This is a genomic window from Bradyrhizobium sp. LLZ17 (assembly GCF_041200145.1).
GTDB lineage: Bacteria > Pseudomonadota > Alphaproteobacteria > Rhizobiales > Xanthobacteraceae > Bradyrhizobium.
The window spans coordinates 1,663,325-1,677,434 of sequence record NZ_CP165734.1; the positions used below are offsets into that span (position 1 = coordinate 1,663,325).

A 14,110-nucleotide genomic window follows, 5' to 3' on the forward strand; every position below is an offset into this window, starting at 1 on the left:
TCAGGGGCGCTGCTCGGAACACGGGCAGGACGCCGCGCTTACCCGCGTGGCCGCGATGTGCGGACAATCACCGAGCCGGTGGGTAGGTCGCGAACGGGCCAACCGCGGAAACCCAGTCACGTTCGCTTTGGGCCACGAAATCTATGTTTCAGGTCAGACAAGGTGACGGCCCCGTTTGAACCGAGAAAACTATCGGCTTCGACAACCTGTTCTGTTGTCCACGGCGCGGTCATTTCAAGACAGTCGGCAACTGCCATCCTGAGACCCGCCTCAGCCTTCTTGGGAGACTTCATGTCCATTTGGCGCAGTATAGTTAGCGGATGAATGTCGGGTGATACAGGCTTGCCATCGGCCATATAGCGGTCGAAGAAAAGACCGAGGAAGTCTGTAAGCTCCTCGAAGCCGATTCTGGTCGGACCGCTCGTCATCGAAATAGGCTAGCTTGGGCTATAAACGCCTGCAGTGGTTCAGAACGCGAAGAACTCAACCGGAGCAAATCTCGTCCGCCATGTCTTGATGAGTGGATCTCGTGTGGGGATGCCGCCAGTTCGCCAATGGGAGGTCCGTTGCCAAGTCCGCGACAGCATTGCATCTCGATCAGTGCGCGTGAGCTTTGCGAGGAGCCAGCCGGTTGAAAATCCAATAGGCCGGAAAGCAGAGCGCCAGCATGAAGGCGCCGAGGTCGAACGCTGCTCCCGCCGTTCCTACCCGCGAAGAAAACGCTCCGGCGATCACCGGTGCGGCGACAGCAAACGCGTAGAACAGCGTGAAATGGATTCCAATTCCGACAGCGCGCACCGGCGGAGTAAGGACGCGCGCGGGCAGGCTCATGATGGGGCCGGCAGACAGACCGCCAACGAGACCCAATGCGACAAACACGGGGATCACCGCATCGGTCCGAGTTGCTATGACGAGTGCGACCGCGAACAGCGCAAAGCCAACGAGCATGATCTCGATGTGCTTGCCTGTTCTGTCGGCCAAAACACCGCCAAAAGGGACCGACAGGCTCACGATCCACAATACCAGGCTGGTCGCAGATCCCGCCGCAGGAAGACTCCAGCCGCGTTCGACCAGCAAGATGGTGCCGAAGCCGAAAACCATGCCCAGCGCGGCATTGAACAAGCCCCAGATGGCTCCGGCGACAATCATCGCGCGCGTCGCGGCCTGAGATGGCCAGGCGGCAGGCGTGCGCACAGCGGTATCGTCCCGCAGTGGCGGTTGGTACAACGCGGCGAGCAGGAGAAAACCGAGCGCACAGAATGCAGCCGTCACCAACAAGGCAGTGGTGATGCCGCTTGCGGCCGCGATCGTTGGCAACAGAAACAAGCACAAGGCAATACCCGCCGGCCAGGAATTGACAAAGATCGCCATGGCCGTGGCGATCTCCCTGCCCGCGAACCAATCCGTCACCATTTTCGACATCAGCGCATTGAGCACGACGCCGCCAATGCCGGCAACAACGCGCCCCGCAATTTGCAAACCCCAGCTGGGAGCGAACGCCATCAGCAAGCCGCCGGCCGTCATCAACGCCAGGCCGGCCAGCACGACTCGCTTGTCTCCGAAGCGGCGTCCGATTTCCCCTCCCGGCAATGCGAACGCGATTCCGGGAGCCAGATACAGGCTGATGAGGACTCCGATGTCGCCGAACCCGACGCCGTAGGTCTTGATCATAGCCGGTGACAACGAGGCGACCGATTGAAACTGGAAAGCCATGCTCAGCCGGACAACAAAAAGTACTGCAAGTATCTTCCAACGCTGCGCCACGATGCAAAGACTCCAACGGTCAATTCTTCGAGCCTACGCAGCTTTCTCCTGTGGCTCCAACAACTCAGCCACCATGTCATCATGCTCCTGTTTTGCCCGACGGAGCAACAATTTCGTCTAATCCGTAAGCAGAAATTTTGACCGCTCAGCCATTTCAACGTCTTAGCTACTGTGCATGGGGTTGTTTTCGCGCTTTCGTTTGCCGGTCCCGGACCGCGTTCATCAGGCGCTAATGACGCTTGAAATACTGCACCTCGCGCTCGTGCTTCTCGGCCGCAGTACGGCTCTTGAAGGTGCCGAGGTTGCGGCGCTTGCCGGTCTTCGGGTTCACTTTGCGTGAGTAGAGGCGGTATTCGCCGGATGCCAATTTTCGGATCATGGCTGCGTTCCTGTCGTGCTCTCGGAATCAACCCTCTTCACGCGAGGTCTGTTCCATCACGGCTTGGCGGCCGGCTAGAAGCACAGCGTCGTGACGAGCTTGCCTTGCTTGTCCTTGATTGCGTAAGGGCAACGAAGCCGCTCCAGCGCCTTCTTCGCATCCTCGTCACCGAGCGCGGCGGCCCGCTCGTAATAGGCTTTTGCTGCGTCCTTGTCCTTCGGACCACCGCGGCCTTCCTGCGCGAAGGCGCCCATCCGCTCCAGCGCGCCGGGATGGTTTTGCGTTGCCGCCTTCTCGAACATCGCGCGTGCCGCAGCGTCGTCCTTCTCGCCGCCGTTGCCGCTCGCGAGCATCAGGCCGAGTTGGTACTGCGCTTCCGCATTGGTGTCGGCGGCCCTGCCCAGCAGCGCGCGCGCCTGCGCGGGATCGGCGGGCGCGGTACCGCCCGCGCTGCCGAGCGCGGCGAGGTTGGAGACGCCGCGGGGATTGCCCGCCTGCGCTGCCTTCTCGAACAGTTTTCGCGCCTGCGCCTCGTCCTTGGCAACGCCGGCGCCGGTGCCGTAGAGCACGCCGAGTTCGACCATGGCTGCGCTCGAGCCCTTCTCGGCCGCCTTGCGCCAGGCGGCGATCGCCTCCGCTGTCTGCCGGTTGGCTGCGTAGGCACGACCGAGCGCGAACATCGCGCGCCGCGATGACGGCGCGGCCTGCTTGCAGAACTTGATGGCGGTCCCGAGGTCGGAGGCTGCCACTTCCGGCACGCCCTTCACATCGGCCGGCTTGTCGGGATCGCTGGGATCGGCGGCGACGCGGTCGCACAGGACGAGATCGGCCGATTGCGCATGCGCCGACAACGGCGCGGCAAGCGTGAAGAGGATGGCACAGAGATAAATCCGCATGGACGACAAGTTGCCGCGAGGTCCCGGCGAATTCAAGGCTCGAGTCCGGACTCGCGGAGGGGGCGTTCTCCATGTGCAATTCCCGAAACGATCAGGCGCGGTGCATCAGCTTGAGCGCCGCGGTCAGGCGCAGGCTGCGCTTGCCCGCAAGCGCGGTTGCCTCCAGCACCGCCTGCTCCGAATCATAGCTGCCGGAGAAGCCGATGCCGACCTCGTGGCCGCCGAAGATCGGATCGTCCTTGGCGGGCGTATGTTCCTGGTTGAGGATCTGGCCCTTCCAGCGGCCGGCCGCGGCGGCGTAGCTGCCAAGATAGTAGAAGGACGCATCGCCACCGAGAATGCGCCCCCGGTTCAGCAGCATCACGCCGGTGAGACCGCCATCGACGCCATCGAGCATGCGCAGGTGAATCGAGTAGAGGCCATCAGCGATGCCGGCCTCGCCGACGGTACCCGCAATCGGCACCTCGTCCTCCGTGATCGGCGCCATGACCGACTGGAACGGCACGCCCGGCAGCTCCTTCAGCTCGCCCTTGAACCGGTAGAGATCGCCGTCGGCCCGGCCCTTTGCGATCAGCGTCGCATCATCGGTGCCGGCCATGGCGCGGTAGTTCGGATCGGGATTGTGGCGGACGGTCTTGATGACGATGTCGACGCCGTCGCCGGTCTTCTCGTAACGGCCAATATGGGCGAAGGCCGAATTGCCGCCGAGCATCTTGCCGCTGCCGGCATGCATCACGCTCCGGCCGACCGCGTCGCCGAGCTGGAATGTCACCTTGTAGAAGCCTTCAAACACCAGCCGTCCCCGGCCTTGCGCGCATCGCGGCATAGTCTATCCCGCTTTCAACCGCGATGGACAAATTTTGCACGGCCACAGCCGGCGGGCCACAGCAATCGCCGTCGTCAAAATGCAAAATCCGCCGGAGCTTTTCTGCTCCGGCGGATTGAAAGCCAACCCGGGCCAGCCCCCAGCCCGGGTCGGGAGGATCTTAGGCGGCCGCCTTCTTGTCGGCCGGCACCGATGCGATCGTCTTCAGGATCTGCGAAGCGATCTGGTATGGGTCGCCCTGCGAGTTCGGGCGGCGGTCTTCCAGATAGCCCTTGTAGCCGTTGTTGACGAAGGAGTGCGGAACGCGGATCGAAGCACCGCGGTCGGCCACGCCGTAGCTGAACTTGTTCCAGGGCGCAGTCTCGTGCTTGCCGGTCAGGCGCTTGTCGTTGTCCGGGCCGTAGACCGCGATGTGGTCCATCAGGTTCTTGTCGAAGGCGGCCATCAGCGCCTCGAAATACTCCTTGCCGCCGACCGTGCGCATGTACTCGGTCGAGAAGTTCGCGTGCATGCCGGAGCCGTTCCAATCGGTGTCGCCGAGCGGCTTGCAGTGGAATTCGATGTCGACGCCGTACTTTTCGGTCAGGCGCAGCATCAGGTAACGGGCCATCCACATTTCGTCAGCGGCCTTCTTGGAGCCCTTGCCGAAGATCTGGAATTCCCACTGGCCCTTCGCGACTTCCGCGTTGATGCCTTCGTGGTTGATGCCGGCCGCGAGGCGAGATCGAGATGCTCTTCCACCATCTTGCGGGCGATGTCGCCGACGTTCGAATAGCCGACGCCGGTGTAGTACGGGCCCTGCGGCGCCGGATAGCCGGAGGCCGGGAAGCCGAGCGGACGGCCGTCCTTGTAGAAGAAATATTCCTGCTCGAAGCCGAACCACGCGCCCTCGTCGTCGAGGATGGTGGCACGCTTGTTGGTCGAGTGCGGAGTCTTGCCGTCGGGCATCATGACTTCGCACATCACCAGCACGCCATTGGTGCGGGCACCGTCCGGGAACACCGCGACCGGCTTCAGCACGCAATCGGAGCTGTGGCCTTCGGCCTGCTGGGTGGAGGAGCCGTCGAAGCCCCAGAGCGGAAGCTGCTCAAGCGTCGGGAACGAGGCGAATTCCTTGATCTGTGTTTTGCCGCGCAAGTTCGGAGTCGGCGTGTATCCGTCGAGCCAGATGTACTCGAGCTTATACTTGGTCATTGAGCCTCTCTGTAGATGATGCGAAAGGTGGGGACGGCTGGTCCCCGCACGTTTGTACCCGGCCACCATCGGCCAACCCGTCTCAAGCATTTAACGTGCCAAAAAGCCGCAGCGCGGGAGGTTTTCCCCCGCTGCCTGACCCCCGTGAATTCCAGCCGGATGGCCGGAACGGCGTGCGTCATAGCGGCGCACCTTTCCGTGAAGCTGCACTGCAAAAATCCCGAGAAAAACGCACGGTTCCGGTGCAGCCGCCCCCTGCCCGAGGTTGCCGATTAAACGCGCATCAACGTCAAGCAATATTCGCGAACTCTTTGGGCGCCGCTCGCAACCTTCGCAATGGCCCACACGTTGGTCATCCGACCACTGCCTCAAGGCAGGCAGAATGGTCGCTGCCTACAAAATAGGCCCAAACTGATTTCCTTTTCAGCACTTTGCATTTTGGAATGCACGGCCGATATCGGGAGTCCAGTAACCACAAGCCAACGAGTCGGGCGCACCATGGAGGTCAACCGCTTCGATCTCAGGAGATACCGCAATGATGAATAATGGACTGAGTCACGGATCTGCAAAGATCTACCAATTCCCCCTCGGGGGCCGCGCGGCTCTCGACGGACGACGCTACGGTGCGTCCCACCTTCCCGCCGACCACGCCTCTTTCCCCGTGAACGAGACGATCTGCAGCGAAAGCTGGTACCACCAGGAAGCCGTCGATGAAGCCAAGCCGAAATGGGATCGCTGATGCCTGCGTTCGGTTCAGTACCGCCGCGCTCTCGCAAGCGGCCGGCGGCAGTTTGAAAAAGGGTCGAAACAACGATGTTTCGGCCCTTTTTGATTCCGGACCTGGTTACGGCATCAGATCACCGCACAGGCCGTGACCGGCCGCTTGAGATGCTTCACCGTGATGAGGCCGGCCTTGCCGATTTTGAGCGTGATCCCTTCCCCCGAATAGCGTGCGCCTGAGACCGTCAGCCGCTTGGCCAGCGTGACGGGTTCGCCGTCGATCTGGAGGAAGGCGCGCTTGTCGTCGTCATAAAATCCAACGATGAACTGCGTACCATCGGCACAGCGGTAGGTTTGAAACGTCTGCGCGTCCGCCTGCCGTGTGCAGCAAATTCCGCCCGCCAGCATGGTCATAGCCAAAATGACGGCCTTGTGTCGGTCCATGATCGCCCCCCTGTAATAGCCGCCGCCAATCTAGCAAAAGCTGATCTCATGTCAGACTCCCCTGTCCGCCACCTCCACCTGCAAGGCGCCAGCAATTTTCGCGATCTCGGCGGCTATCCGACCGCCGACGGCCGCACCACGCGCTGGCGGCACATCTTCCGCTCCAACCATCTCGGCCAGCTCACGGCTGCCGATATCGAGATCGTCCGCGCGCTCGGGGTCCGGAGCGCGTTCGATTTCCGGGGCGTCGAAGAGCGTACGGCCGGCGTCTGCGTGGTCGACGAGATCACCGTGCATTCGCTGCCGATCGAGCCGACGGTGGTGGCTTCATTACGCGCCGAACTCGCCAGAGGCACGCTGACCGCTCCGGTCGCGCTGGAGATCATGCGCGAGTCCTATCGCAACTATGTCCGCCACAACACGCATTCTTTTCGCAACCTGTTCGGCCATCTCCTCGAAGACCGTGCGCCGCTCGTCATCCATTGCACCGCCGGCAAGGACCGCACCGGCTTTGCCAGCGCACTGATCCTGCATGCGCTCGGCGTTCCCGATGACGTCATTGCCGAGGACTACCTGCTGACCAACACGTATTACAAGCGCGACGCGTCGAGCGCCGCGGATCTGCCCGCCGACGTTCTCAACGCGATCGGTTCCGTCGAGGCCTCTTATCTGGCGGCCGCTTTCGAGGCCGTCGCCGGCGAATATGGCGATCTCGAAACCTACTTGCGCGAGGGGCTCAAGCTCGGCACAGCAGAGCAGACCGCGCTCAAGGCGCACTATCTGCAATCGTAGAGCGGCCCCACCCGGAGAAACGATGATGCAAGGCAAGGTTCTGATCGTAACCGGTGCGCTGGGCGCACTTGGAAAGGTGGTCGCGGACATCGCGCAGTCGCGTGGCGCGCGGATCGCCGGCATCGATCACGCGCCAACTCAAACACCCGCGACCGCCGAGCGTATCGAGATCGGCAGCGTCGATCTATCGGACGCGGCGCAGGCGAAGGCGGCGGTCGAGGCGGCGGCAAAGCACTTCGGTCAGCTCGATGCCCTGATCAACATCGCCGGCGGCTTTGCCTTCGAGCCCGTCGGTGACGGCGACATCACGACGTGGCAGCGCATGTATGCGTTGAACGTGCTGACGGCGCTCAATACCGCGCGCGCGGCGCTGCCACATCTCGCTGCCGCGAAGGTAGGCCGCATCGTCAACATCGGCGCCATGGGCGCGCTCCAGGCGGGCGCAGGCATGGGGCCGTATGCGGCGTCGAAGGCAGGCGTGCACCGCCTCACCGAAGCGCTGGCCAATGAATGGAAAGGCAAGGTCACCGTGAACGCGGTGCTGCCTTCGACCATCGACACCCAGGCCAACCGCACCAGCATGCCGAAAGCGGACTTCTCCAAGTGGGTGACGCCGCAGGAGCTTGCCGAGGTGATCCTGTTCCTAGCGAGCGATGCCGCGAGCGGCGTCACCGGCGCGCTGATCCCGGTAAGCGGACGGGTGTAGGTTTGGTGGCCAGGCATCTTTTCCCGGCCCCCCTGCGCTGCTATATTTGAACAATGACAACCGAAGATATCGAACGAGCGATCGAACGACTTGCGCCTGACGAATTGGCACGGTTTCGTGCATGGTTCGAGCAGTTCGACGCAGAGCGCTTTGATCAGGCTCTGGAGCAAAGCGCTCAAGCGGGCAAGCTCGATGCCTTCGCCGAGGAGGCGCTGAGCGCCTATCGCGCCGGCCAGACCCGCGAGTTGTAAAACACACGGCGTCGCCCAGATTCTGGAAGGCTTATGAGGCTTTGCCCGTCAATGTTCGACGGCCCGCCGATGCCAATTTCAACCTGTTGAAGAGCGATCACAGCCATCCCTCGCTTCAGTTCAAACGGGTCGGACGATACTGGTCCGCCAGAGTCGGATTGCGCTATCGCGCTCTCGCTGTCGAGGCCGACGGAGTCTACGTCTGGTTCTGGACCGGCTCGCATGCCGACTATGACCGTCTTGTGCAATGAAAGAAGTCAATCCGGCACCAATAGCCGCAGATTGCCTCTGAAGCGGATACTCTGCTTGCCCGCAAGTGCGATGCCCTCGCCGTAGGCGGTCTCGTCTGTGTAGGTGCCGCTGAAGCCGATGGTCACGATCTTGCGGCCCCACACCGGACGCTCGTCGAACGAGGGCGAGTGCTCCTCGTTGGTCAGCTCGCCCTTCCATTTGCCGTCGGCAGAGCTGTAGGTGCCATACGCGTAAAAAAAGGAATCCCCACCCCGCATGGTGCCGTCACGGAGCACCATGACGCCCTGATTGCCGCCCTGGACAGCATCCAGCATCTCGATCCGGATGTGGTAGAGTCCGTTCCTGATTGTCATTTCGCAAGCGCCCGCCTGTTCCCGCCCGCAAGATAACCGCACCGCGTGTTCCCATCAAATGGCCCCTCGGCCCGAGTCCGATCCGGGCTAGACTGCCGGCACTGATTCTCCGATCGGACCTGCTGTGGAAACCGCGCTCTATCTCCCCGTCAAACGCTTCCTCGAAGAGCTCGGCTTCACCGTGAAGGGCGAGATCGGCGGCTGCGATCTCGTTGGCCTGAGCGCCGGCGATCCGCCTGTGGTCGTGATTGGCGAGCTCAAGCTCGCGTTCAATCTCGAACTGATTTTGCAAGCGGTCGACCGCGCGCCCGCCGGCGACGAGGTCTGGATCGCCGCAAAAATGTCGGTGCGCGGCAAGGGGCGCGAGAGCGATGCGCGCTATCGCAATCTCTGCCGACGCCTGGGCTTCGGCATGCTCGGCGTCACCGACGGTGGCCTTGTCGAGGTCTTGGTGAAGCCGCCGACGGCGGCACCGCGCCGCGAGCCGAAGACGCGCTCGCGCCTGGTCGCCGAACATCAGCGCCGCCAGGGCGATCCCGTGCTGGGCGGCAGCACGCGGACACCGATCATGACGGCCTACCGCCAGCAGGCGCTGGCCTGCGCCTCGGCGCTCGCCGAAGGGCCGAGACCGGTGCGCGTGTTGCGCGAGCGCTGCCCCGATGCAGGCAAGATTCTGCTGCACAATGTCTACGGCTGGTTCGAGCGCGCCGAGCGCGGCATCTATCGACTATCGGAAGCCGGCCACGCCGCGCTCAAGCGCTGGCCGCAGGCGCCGGTCCGCTCCACCGCACGCGAGGCAGCGATGCCCTAGCGAGGGGCAAGCTGGCGGAGTCTGAGCGCATAGCTGAGATGCCACACCAAATTCATATTGCAATGCAACATAGACCGCACTAGGTATCCCGGGATCGAAACGAGGCACCTATGAACGCAGACTGGAATACCAAGTACGGCACGCGGCGCGTCCGCCACGATCCGCCCACCCTGGACGAGGCGATCTTCGCCGCCGTCGGCATCACCGACGATCAGGAGCAGCAGGCCGAGATCGCCGCGGCCTTGATGGGAATGCCGCTCGATGTCGTTCAGGCTGAGGTCAAGAAACAGGTCCGCACCAACAGCCGCATCAGCTCTACCCGCGTGATCGCCGGCGAACAGGGCGCGCAGCGCTCGGTGGTGGTCGAACGCCGCGTCGTCCGCCGCTTCGGCAATGACAAGCGCACCGGCACCTGACGCGTTATTTCGTTAATGTTGCTATCAAAGCGGACGGGCGTTGCCGGTCCGCTTTTTGATTCTACGCGGCGCGGTTGGGGTACATGCTCGAGATGAGCTTCCACCAGGTAGAATTGAAGCTGAGTAAGGCGCGGCCCGCCGTGAATGGCGCTGCCGCGAGATCGGCGAGCTCGGCTTCGGGCGTCTTGCCAAGGTCGATCGTGCCGGTGGATTCGCCATGGCGGAATTGCAGATGCGCACCAAACTTTTTGGCAAGCGCGCGCATGGCGTGATTCTCTGCGCCCGTCGTGATCCGCAGGCGCTTGAAACCTTTCCAGCGCGCTTCGGCGATCAGGCGGCTGAACAGCACGGTGCCCACGTTCTGACGGCGCGCGGAGGCTTCGACGCTGAAGGCGACTTCGGGCAGCGAATCGTCCTCCGGCGGATGCAGCTCGGCCGCGCCGCGGACCACGCCATCGACGATATAGGCGACGATCACGGTGCCGTCGTCGGCGCAGCGGGCGGCGTAACGCTCGATGAAGCTGTCGTCGAGAAAACCGTTGAAGCGGTCATGCCGGCTTTCGGCATCGAGCCTGAGCAGGTGATCGCGCAGAAGCGGCAATTCTTCCTGCTGGCTCAAGGTCCGCACGTAGCCCGGAACGGGCATTGTGCGGGTGCTGGCTTCAGGTGCCAAAGTTAGTTCGAGTGACAAGTCAAAACTCCTCTTGGTATCCTCGAGGAGGCGTTCGAATCCCCTAGCGCTCCAATATTGTGCGTCGCAACAAATCTTTCAAGACGGGAACCTGCTCAAGTTAGTGGCATTGGCGCGACCAATTCGTTAACGAAATCAAAGCCCCGTATTCATACGAGGACAAGCTGGGTCTGGGTGACCACGGCCACCAGCTTGCCATCCTCAGTTTCGAGCCGCGTGGTCCAGACTTGGGTCCGCCTCCCCCGGTGAACCGGGGTCGCGGTCGCGATGATCGTCGCTCCCTCCTTGGCCCCACCAATGAAATTGGTCTTGCTCTCCAGCGTGGTCGTGCCCTTGGCGTCCTCAGGCAGGTTGATCACGGTCGCGGCCGCCCCGACGGAATCGGCCAGGGCCATCACTGCGCCGCCGTGAATCGTGTGATGAAGGGTGCAGAGATCGGGCCTGACCGTCATCCGCGCCACTACGCGATCCTTCTCGGCTTCGACGAACTCGACGCCCTTGAGCTCGGCGAACGGCATCTTCATCGCCTTAAGTTTCTCGAGCGCCGTCATCGGATCTCCTCCCAAATGATTTTGTCTCAACGTGAATGGCTTCGATCAGCAAAGCAATGACGCTGGAGGTAATGGCCTTGCCGTGCTGCACGAGGCCGATCGCGCCCAGCTCAGGCTACGTCACCGCGTTGACCACCTGATATTCCGGCCGGCGCCACATCTCACCGGCAATCACCTCTTCGATGATCTCCGCCGCCCGTACAATCTCGCCTTCGCCGATGTACAATGGCGTGATGCCAAATCGCATGATGTCGGGCGCGCGAAAATCGCCAATCACGCCACGGGCGATCAGGGCCTGCATGGCGGCGTAACCACCGCCGAAGACGAAGGAGACTTGCGAGCCGCGTTGCGCGTGCGCGCGCGGCGTCACCAGCTTCAGGGCCGGGCAGCGGCGCTCGACCTCGGTAATCAGGAGATCACCCAATGCGAGCGAACGCGCGCGTACGTCCGCGATATCAATTTGATCCCAGATATCGAGCGAGGCCTCCAGCGCCGCCATCGCCAGCACCGGCGGCGTACCGACGCGCATGCGCTCGACACCGCCGGCCGCGGCATAGGCCAGATCGAACGCAAACGGCTTCGCGTGCCCCATCCAGCCGGACAGCGCGGCGCGCGCGGAGCCAGCGTGGTGTGGCGCGACATACAGAAACGCCGGCGCGCCGGGACCGGCATTGAGATATTTGTAGGTGCAACCGGCGGCGAAATCGGCACCGCAGGCTGCAAGATCGACCGGCAGCGCGCCGGCCGAATGGGCGAGGTCCCAGACGGTGACGATGCCGAGCGCATGAGCTTTTGCCGTCAGCTTCGCCATATCGTGGCGGCGGCCGGTGCGGTAATCGACCTCGGTGAGGTAGAGCACCGCGATCTCCTCCGACAGCGCGGCCTCGACCTCTTCTGGCGCCACCAGGCGCAATTGATGCCCGCGTCCGAGTGTCCCGATCAGGCCTTCGGCCATGTAGAGATCGGTCGGGAAATTGCCTGTGTCCGACAAGATGATCTTGCGTTCCGCCTTCATGTCGAGCGCAGCAGCGAGCGCCTGATAAACCTTCAGCGACAGCGTATCGCCGATCATCACCGAGCCGGCTTCCGCGCCGATCAGCCGTGCAATGCGGTCGCCGATTTGGCGCGGCTGCACGTACCAGCCCGCACTATTCCAGGCGCGGATCAGTTCATCGCCCCACTCCGCGGTGATGACGCGACTGACGCGCTCGGCAACCCCCAGCGGCAGCGCACCGAGCGAATTGCCGTCGAGATAGATCACGCCGTCCGGCAGATGAAACAGCGCCTTGGTGTCCTCGTAGACGCGAAGCTTGGTCATTGGACATCTCTATTGGACATCTCTAGAGAATGGTGCGAACGCGCCAGAGTTCGGGGAACAGTTCGATCTCCAGCATGCGCTTGAGATAACTGACGCCGCCAGTGCCGCCAGTGCCGCGCTTGAAGCCGATGACCCGCTCGACCGTGGTCACGTGATTGAAGCGCCAGCGCCGGAAGTAATCCTCGAAATCGACCAGCTTCTCCGCGACCTCGTACAGCATCCAATGCGTCTCGGGTGCCTCGTAGACCTGGTGCCAGGCCTGGAGCACGCCCTCGTTGAAGCTGTGGGTCTCGCGGATGTCGCGTGCCAGCACCGCGGCCGGCATCTTGAGGCCGTTGCGATCCGCAAGCCGCAGCACCTCGTCATAGAGGCTCGGCGTCGCAAGCTCGGCTTCGAGCAGTTGCATCACCTCTGCATCATGCGCATGCGGCTTCAGCATCGCGTGATTACGATTGCCGAGCAGATATTCGATCAGGCGGTACTGGAGCGACTGGAAGCCCGAGGACTGGCCGAGCTTTGAACGGAAGCGCGTGTATTCGCTTGGCGTCATCGTGCGCAGCACGTCCCATGCGCCGTTAAGCTGCTCGAAGATGCGCGACACCCGCGCCAGCATCTTCATGGCGGGGGCGACCTCGTCCCGGGAGATCGCGCGGCGCGCAGCCGTCAGCTCGTGGATCGCGAGCCGCATCCACAGCTCCGTGGTCTGATGCTGGATGATGAACAGCATCTCGTCGTGAGCTTCGGACAGCGGATGCTGCGCGCCGAGAATCGCATCCAGCGCGAGATAATCGCCATAGGACATGCGCCGGGCGAACTCGGTCTCGGCACCTTCTCTGCTGGGATCGTAACCGCTGGACGTCATGGCAAGCCCTTTCGATCATCCCTCTCGTCAGTCGAGGCCGATCAGGCGCGCGGTGATCGACGACGAGGGATCCTTCAACCCATCGATCACGGTGAAATGGTTGAGCCCGGGATCGACGACGAGCCGCGTCGGCACGTCAAAACCTGTCCAGATATTGGCCATCAGATCGGACTGCCGGATGAACTCCGGCCGCTCGCAACCGCCGACCCAGGCGGTGACCGGGGAATGGCCACGCGGCTGATGCAGCGCGGCGCTCTCGAGCGTGGCTTCCTCCACGGTCATGCGCAGCGTCTCGTTCATCCTGGTCTTGAGCAGCGGCCGCAAGTCGTGCAGCCCGCTGATCGAGAGCGTGCCGGCAATGCGGTTGTAGACGGCAGGGTCGAGCCCGCTGTCGTCGCACAGCATGCGCGTGACGAGATGACCGCCGGCGGAATGGCCCGCAAGCCGGATGGGGCCGGCGGCAACCGAAGCCGCCTTGGCGATTGCGGCGGTGACCTCGGCGGTGATTTCGGAGATGCGGGCGGCCGGGGTCAGCGTGTAGCTCGGCAGCGCCACGGTCCAGCCATGATGCCGCGCGCCCTCGGCAAGGTCGGTCCAGTCCGACTTGTCGAAGCGCATCCAGTACCCACCATGGATGAAGACGATAAGGCCCTTGCTGTCGCCGTCGGGCAGGATGAGGTCGAGGCGCTGGCGTTCACGGGAGCCGTAGGCGATGTCGGGACGAAAGCCCTTCAACCCGGCGCGGTAATCGGCCGCCCGCTCCGCCCACAGCGCCGGCAGCTTCTCGGAGCCCGGGATATGGGCCGAATTGGCGTAAGCATCGTCCCAATCGCGCATCGTTACTTCCCCGGCGGACTCAAGGCCTTGCGATCAGGCGCCAGTCT

General features: G+C 63.0%; 18 protein-coding genes and 1 pseudogene. 6 read left to right on the forward strand and 13 right to left on the reverse strand.

Annotated features, from left to right (window positions below; translation table 11 throughout):
* Positions 1 to 116: 116 nt before the first annotated feature.
* From AB8Z38_RS08325 to AB8Z38_RS08350, 6 genes and pseudogenes are all read right to left on the reverse strand, one after another.
* Positions 117 to 428, reverse strand: coding sequence for a hypothetical protein (locus AB8Z38_RS08325; RefSeq protein ID WP_369724164.1), 312 nt, complete (start codon positions 426 to 428; stop codon positions 117 to 119).
* A gap of 169 nt (positions 429 to 597) precedes the next feature.
* Complete coding sequence (locus AB8Z38_RS08330) at positions 598 to 1,764, reverse strand: CynX/NimT family MFS transporter (protein WP_369724166.1); 1,167 nt, start codon at positions 1,762 to 1,764, stop codon at positions 598 to 600.
* Positions 1,765 to 1,993: 229 nt separating this feature from the next.
* Complete coding sequence (locus AB8Z38_RS08335) at positions 1,994 to 2,143, reverse strand: hypothetical protein (RefSeq protein ID WP_369724168.1); 150 nt, start codon at positions 2,141 to 2,143, stop codon at positions 1,994 to 1,996.
* 74 nt (positions 2,144 to 2,217) lie between these two features.
* Positions 2,218 to 3,039 carry a tetratricopeptide repeat protein gene (locus AB8Z38_RS08340; RefSeq protein ID WP_369724170.1) on the reverse strand — a complete coding sequence of 274 codons (822 nt, stop codon included), beginning with the start codon at positions 3,037 to 3,039 and terminating at the stop codon, positions 2,218 to 2,220.
* A gap of 91 nt (positions 3,040 to 3,130) precedes the next feature.
* A complete protein-coding gene (locus tag AB8Z38_RS08345) occupies positions 3,131 to 3,832 on the reverse strand; it encodes a GrlR family regulatory protein (RefSeq protein WP_369726772.1) in 702 nt (233 codons plus the stop codon).
* A 193-nt stretch (positions 3,833 to 4,025) separates the two neighbouring features.
* A pseudogene (locus AB8Z38_RS08350) lies at positions 4,026 to 5,059 on the reverse strand (glutamine synthetase beta-grasp domain-containing protein).
* Positions 5,060 to 5,594: 535 nt separating this feature from the next.
* On the opposite strand from AB8Z38_RS08350, the gene AB8Z38_RS08355 reads away from it, so the two are divergent.
* A complete protein-coding gene (locus AB8Z38_RS08355) occupies positions 5,595 to 5,798 on the forward strand; it encodes a DUF2735 domain-containing protein (protein ID WP_369724172.1) in 204 nt (67 codons plus the stop codon).
* Positions 5,799 to 5,911: 113 nt separating this feature from the next.
* Here AB8Z38_RS08355 and AB8Z38_RS08360 read toward each other — a convergent pair whose 3' ends face one another.
* Positions 5,912 to 6,223 carry an MliC family protein gene (locus AB8Z38_RS08360; RefSeq protein WP_369724174.1) on the reverse strand — a complete coding sequence of 104 codons (312 nt, stop codon included), beginning with the start codon at positions 6,221 to 6,223 and terminating at the stop codon, positions 5,912 to 5,914.
* A gap of 48 nt (positions 6,224 to 6,271) precedes the next feature.
* Here AB8Z38_RS08360 and AB8Z38_RS08365 point away from each other — a divergent pair, with 48 nt between their 5' ends.
* From AB8Z38_RS08365 to AB8Z38_RS08375, 3 genes are read left to right on the forward strand one after another with little or no spacing between them, the layout of a single operon-like run.
* Entirely contained in the window at positions 6,272 to 7,015 is a 744-nt protein-coding gene (locus AB8Z38_RS08365) for a tyrosine-protein phosphatase (protein WP_369724176.1), read from the forward strand.
* A gap of 25 nt (positions 7,016 to 7,040) precedes the next feature.
* Positions 7,041 to 7,721 carry an SDR family oxidoreductase gene (locus tag AB8Z38_RS08370; RefSeq protein ID WP_369724177.1) on the forward strand — a complete coding sequence of 227 codons (681 nt, stop codon included), beginning with the start codon at positions 7,041 to 7,043 and terminating at the stop codon, positions 7,719 to 7,721.
* A gap of 53 nt (positions 7,722 to 7,774) precedes the next feature.
* Positions 7,775 to 7,972 carry a hypothetical protein gene (locus tag AB8Z38_RS08375; RefSeq protein ID WP_369724180.1) on the forward strand — a complete coding sequence of 66 codons (198 nt, stop codon included), beginning with the start codon at positions 7,775 to 7,777 and terminating at the stop codon, positions 7,970 to 7,972.
* 257 nt (positions 7,973 to 8,229) lie between these two features.
* On the opposite strand, the gene AB8Z38_RS08380 is transcribed toward AB8Z38_RS08375, so the two are convergent.
* Positions 8,230 to 8,577, reverse strand: a complete 348-nt coding sequence (locus AB8Z38_RS08380; protein ID WP_369724182.1) for a GrlR family regulatory protein — start codon at positions 8,575 to 8,577, stop codon at positions 8,230 to 8,232.
* A gap of 124 nt (positions 8,578 to 8,701) precedes the next feature.
* On the opposite strand from AB8Z38_RS08380, the gene AB8Z38_RS08385 reads away from it, so the two are divergent.
* Positions 8,702 to 9,388, forward strand: a complete 687-nt coding sequence (locus tag AB8Z38_RS08385) for a DUF2161 domain-containing phosphodiesterase (protein ID WP_369724184.1) — start codon at positions 8,702 to 8,704, stop codon at positions 9,386 to 9,388.
* Positions 9,389 to 9,498: 110 nt separating this feature from the next.
* Positions 9,499 to 9,804 (forward strand): hypothetical protein, encoded by a 306-nt coding sequence (locus AB8Z38_RS08390; protein WP_369724186.1) that lies wholly within the window; start codon positions 9,499 to 9,501, stop codon positions 9,802 to 9,804.
* Between the two features lie 61 nt (positions 9,805 to 9,865).
* Here AB8Z38_RS08390 and AB8Z38_RS08395 read toward each other — a convergent pair whose 3' ends face one another.
* From AB8Z38_RS08395 to AB8Z38_RS08415, 5 genes are all read right to left on the reverse strand, one after another.
* Positions 9,866 to 10,450, reverse strand: coding sequence for an N-acetyltransferase family protein (locus AB8Z38_RS08395; RefSeq protein ID WP_369726773.1), 585 nt, complete (start codon positions 10,448 to 10,450; stop codon positions 9,866 to 9,868).
* A 194-nt stretch (positions 10,451 to 10,644) separates the two neighbouring features.
* Entirely contained in the window at positions 10,645 to 11,046 is a 402-nt protein-coding gene (locus AB8Z38_RS08400) for a PaaI family thioesterase (protein ID WP_369724188.1), read from the reverse strand.
* Positions 11,047 to 11,161: 115 nt separating this feature from the next.
* On the reverse strand, positions 11,162 to 12,364 hold the full coding sequence (kynU, locus tag AB8Z38_RS08405) for a kynureninase (protein ID WP_369724190.1): 1,203 nt from the start codon (positions 12,362 to 12,364) through the stop codon (positions 11,162 to 11,164).
* Between the two features lie 22 nt (positions 12,365 to 12,386).
* Positions 12,387 to 13,226, reverse strand: a complete 840-nt coding sequence (gene kynA / locus AB8Z38_RS08410) for a tryptophan 2,3-dioxygenase (RefSeq protein ID WP_369724191.1) — start codon at positions 13,224 to 13,226, stop codon at positions 12,387 to 12,389.
* A gap of 27 nt (positions 13,227 to 13,253) precedes the next feature.
* Positions 13,254 to 14,063 carry an alpha/beta hydrolase gene (locus AB8Z38_RS08415; protein WP_369724192.1) on the reverse strand — a complete coding sequence of 270 codons (810 nt, stop codon included), beginning with the start codon at positions 14,061 to 14,063 and terminating at the stop codon, positions 13,254 to 13,256.
* Positions 14,064 to 14,110: the final 47 nt, after the last annotated feature.

Coding starts and splice junctions, on each gene's coding strand:
- AB8Z38_RS08325 (WP_369724164.1), bottom strand. CDS start 428: ATGACGAGCGGTCCGACCAGAATCGGCTTCGAGGAGCTTACAGACTTC.
- AB8Z38_RS08335 (WP_369724168.1), bottom strand. CDS start 2,143: ATGATCCGAAAATTGGCATCCGGCGAATACCGCCTCTACTCACGCAAA.
- AB8Z38_RS08340 (WP_369724170.1), bottom strand. CDS start 3,039: ATGCGGATTTATCTCTGTGCCATCCTCTTCACGCTTGCCGCGCCGTTG.
- AB8Z38_RS08355 (WP_369724172.1), top strand. CDS start 5,595: ATGATGAATAATGGACTGAGTCACGGATCTGCAAAGATCTACCAATTC.
- AB8Z38_RS08360 (WP_369724174.1), bottom strand. CDS start 6,223: ATGGACCGACACAAGGCCGTCATTTTGGCTATGACCATGCTGGCGGGC.
- AB8Z38_RS08365 (WP_369724176.1), top strand. CDS start 6,272: ATGTCAGACTCCCCTGTCCGCCACCTCCACCTGCAAGGCGCCAGCAAT.
- AB8Z38_RS08370 (WP_369724177.1), top strand. CDS start 7,041: ATGCAAGGCAAGGTTCTGATCGTAACCGGTGCGCTGGGCGCACTTGGA.
- AB8Z38_RS08375 (WP_369724180.1), top strand. CDS start 7,775: ATGACAACCGAAGATATCGAACGAGCGATCGAACGACTTGCGCCTGAC.
- AB8Z38_RS08380 (WP_369724182.1), bottom strand. CDS start 8,577: ATGACAATCAGGAACGGACTCTACCACATCCGGATCGAGATGCTGGAT.
- AB8Z38_RS08390 (WP_369724186.1), top strand. CDS start 9,499: ATGAACGCAGACTGGAATACCAAGTACGGCACGCGGCGCGTCCGCCAC.
- AB8Z38_RS08395 (WP_369726773.1), bottom strand. CDS start 10,450: ATGCCCGTTCCGGGCTACGTGCGGACCTTGAGCCAGCAGGAAGAATTG.
- AB8Z38_RS08400 (WP_369724188.1), bottom strand. CDS start 11,046: ATGACGGCGCTCGAGAAACTTAAGGCGATGAAGATGCCGTTCGCCGAG.
- kynU (WP_369724190.1), bottom strand. CDS start 12,364: ATGACCAAGCTTCGCGTCTACGAGGACACCAAGGCGCTGTTTCATCTG.
- kynA (WP_369724191.1), bottom strand. CDS start 13,226: ATGACGTCCAGCGGTTACGATCCCAGCAGAGAAGGTGCCGAGACCGAG.
- AB8Z38_RS08415 (WP_369724192.1), bottom strand. CDS start 14,063: ATGCGCGATTGGGACGATGCTTACGCCAATTCGGCCCATATCCCGGGC.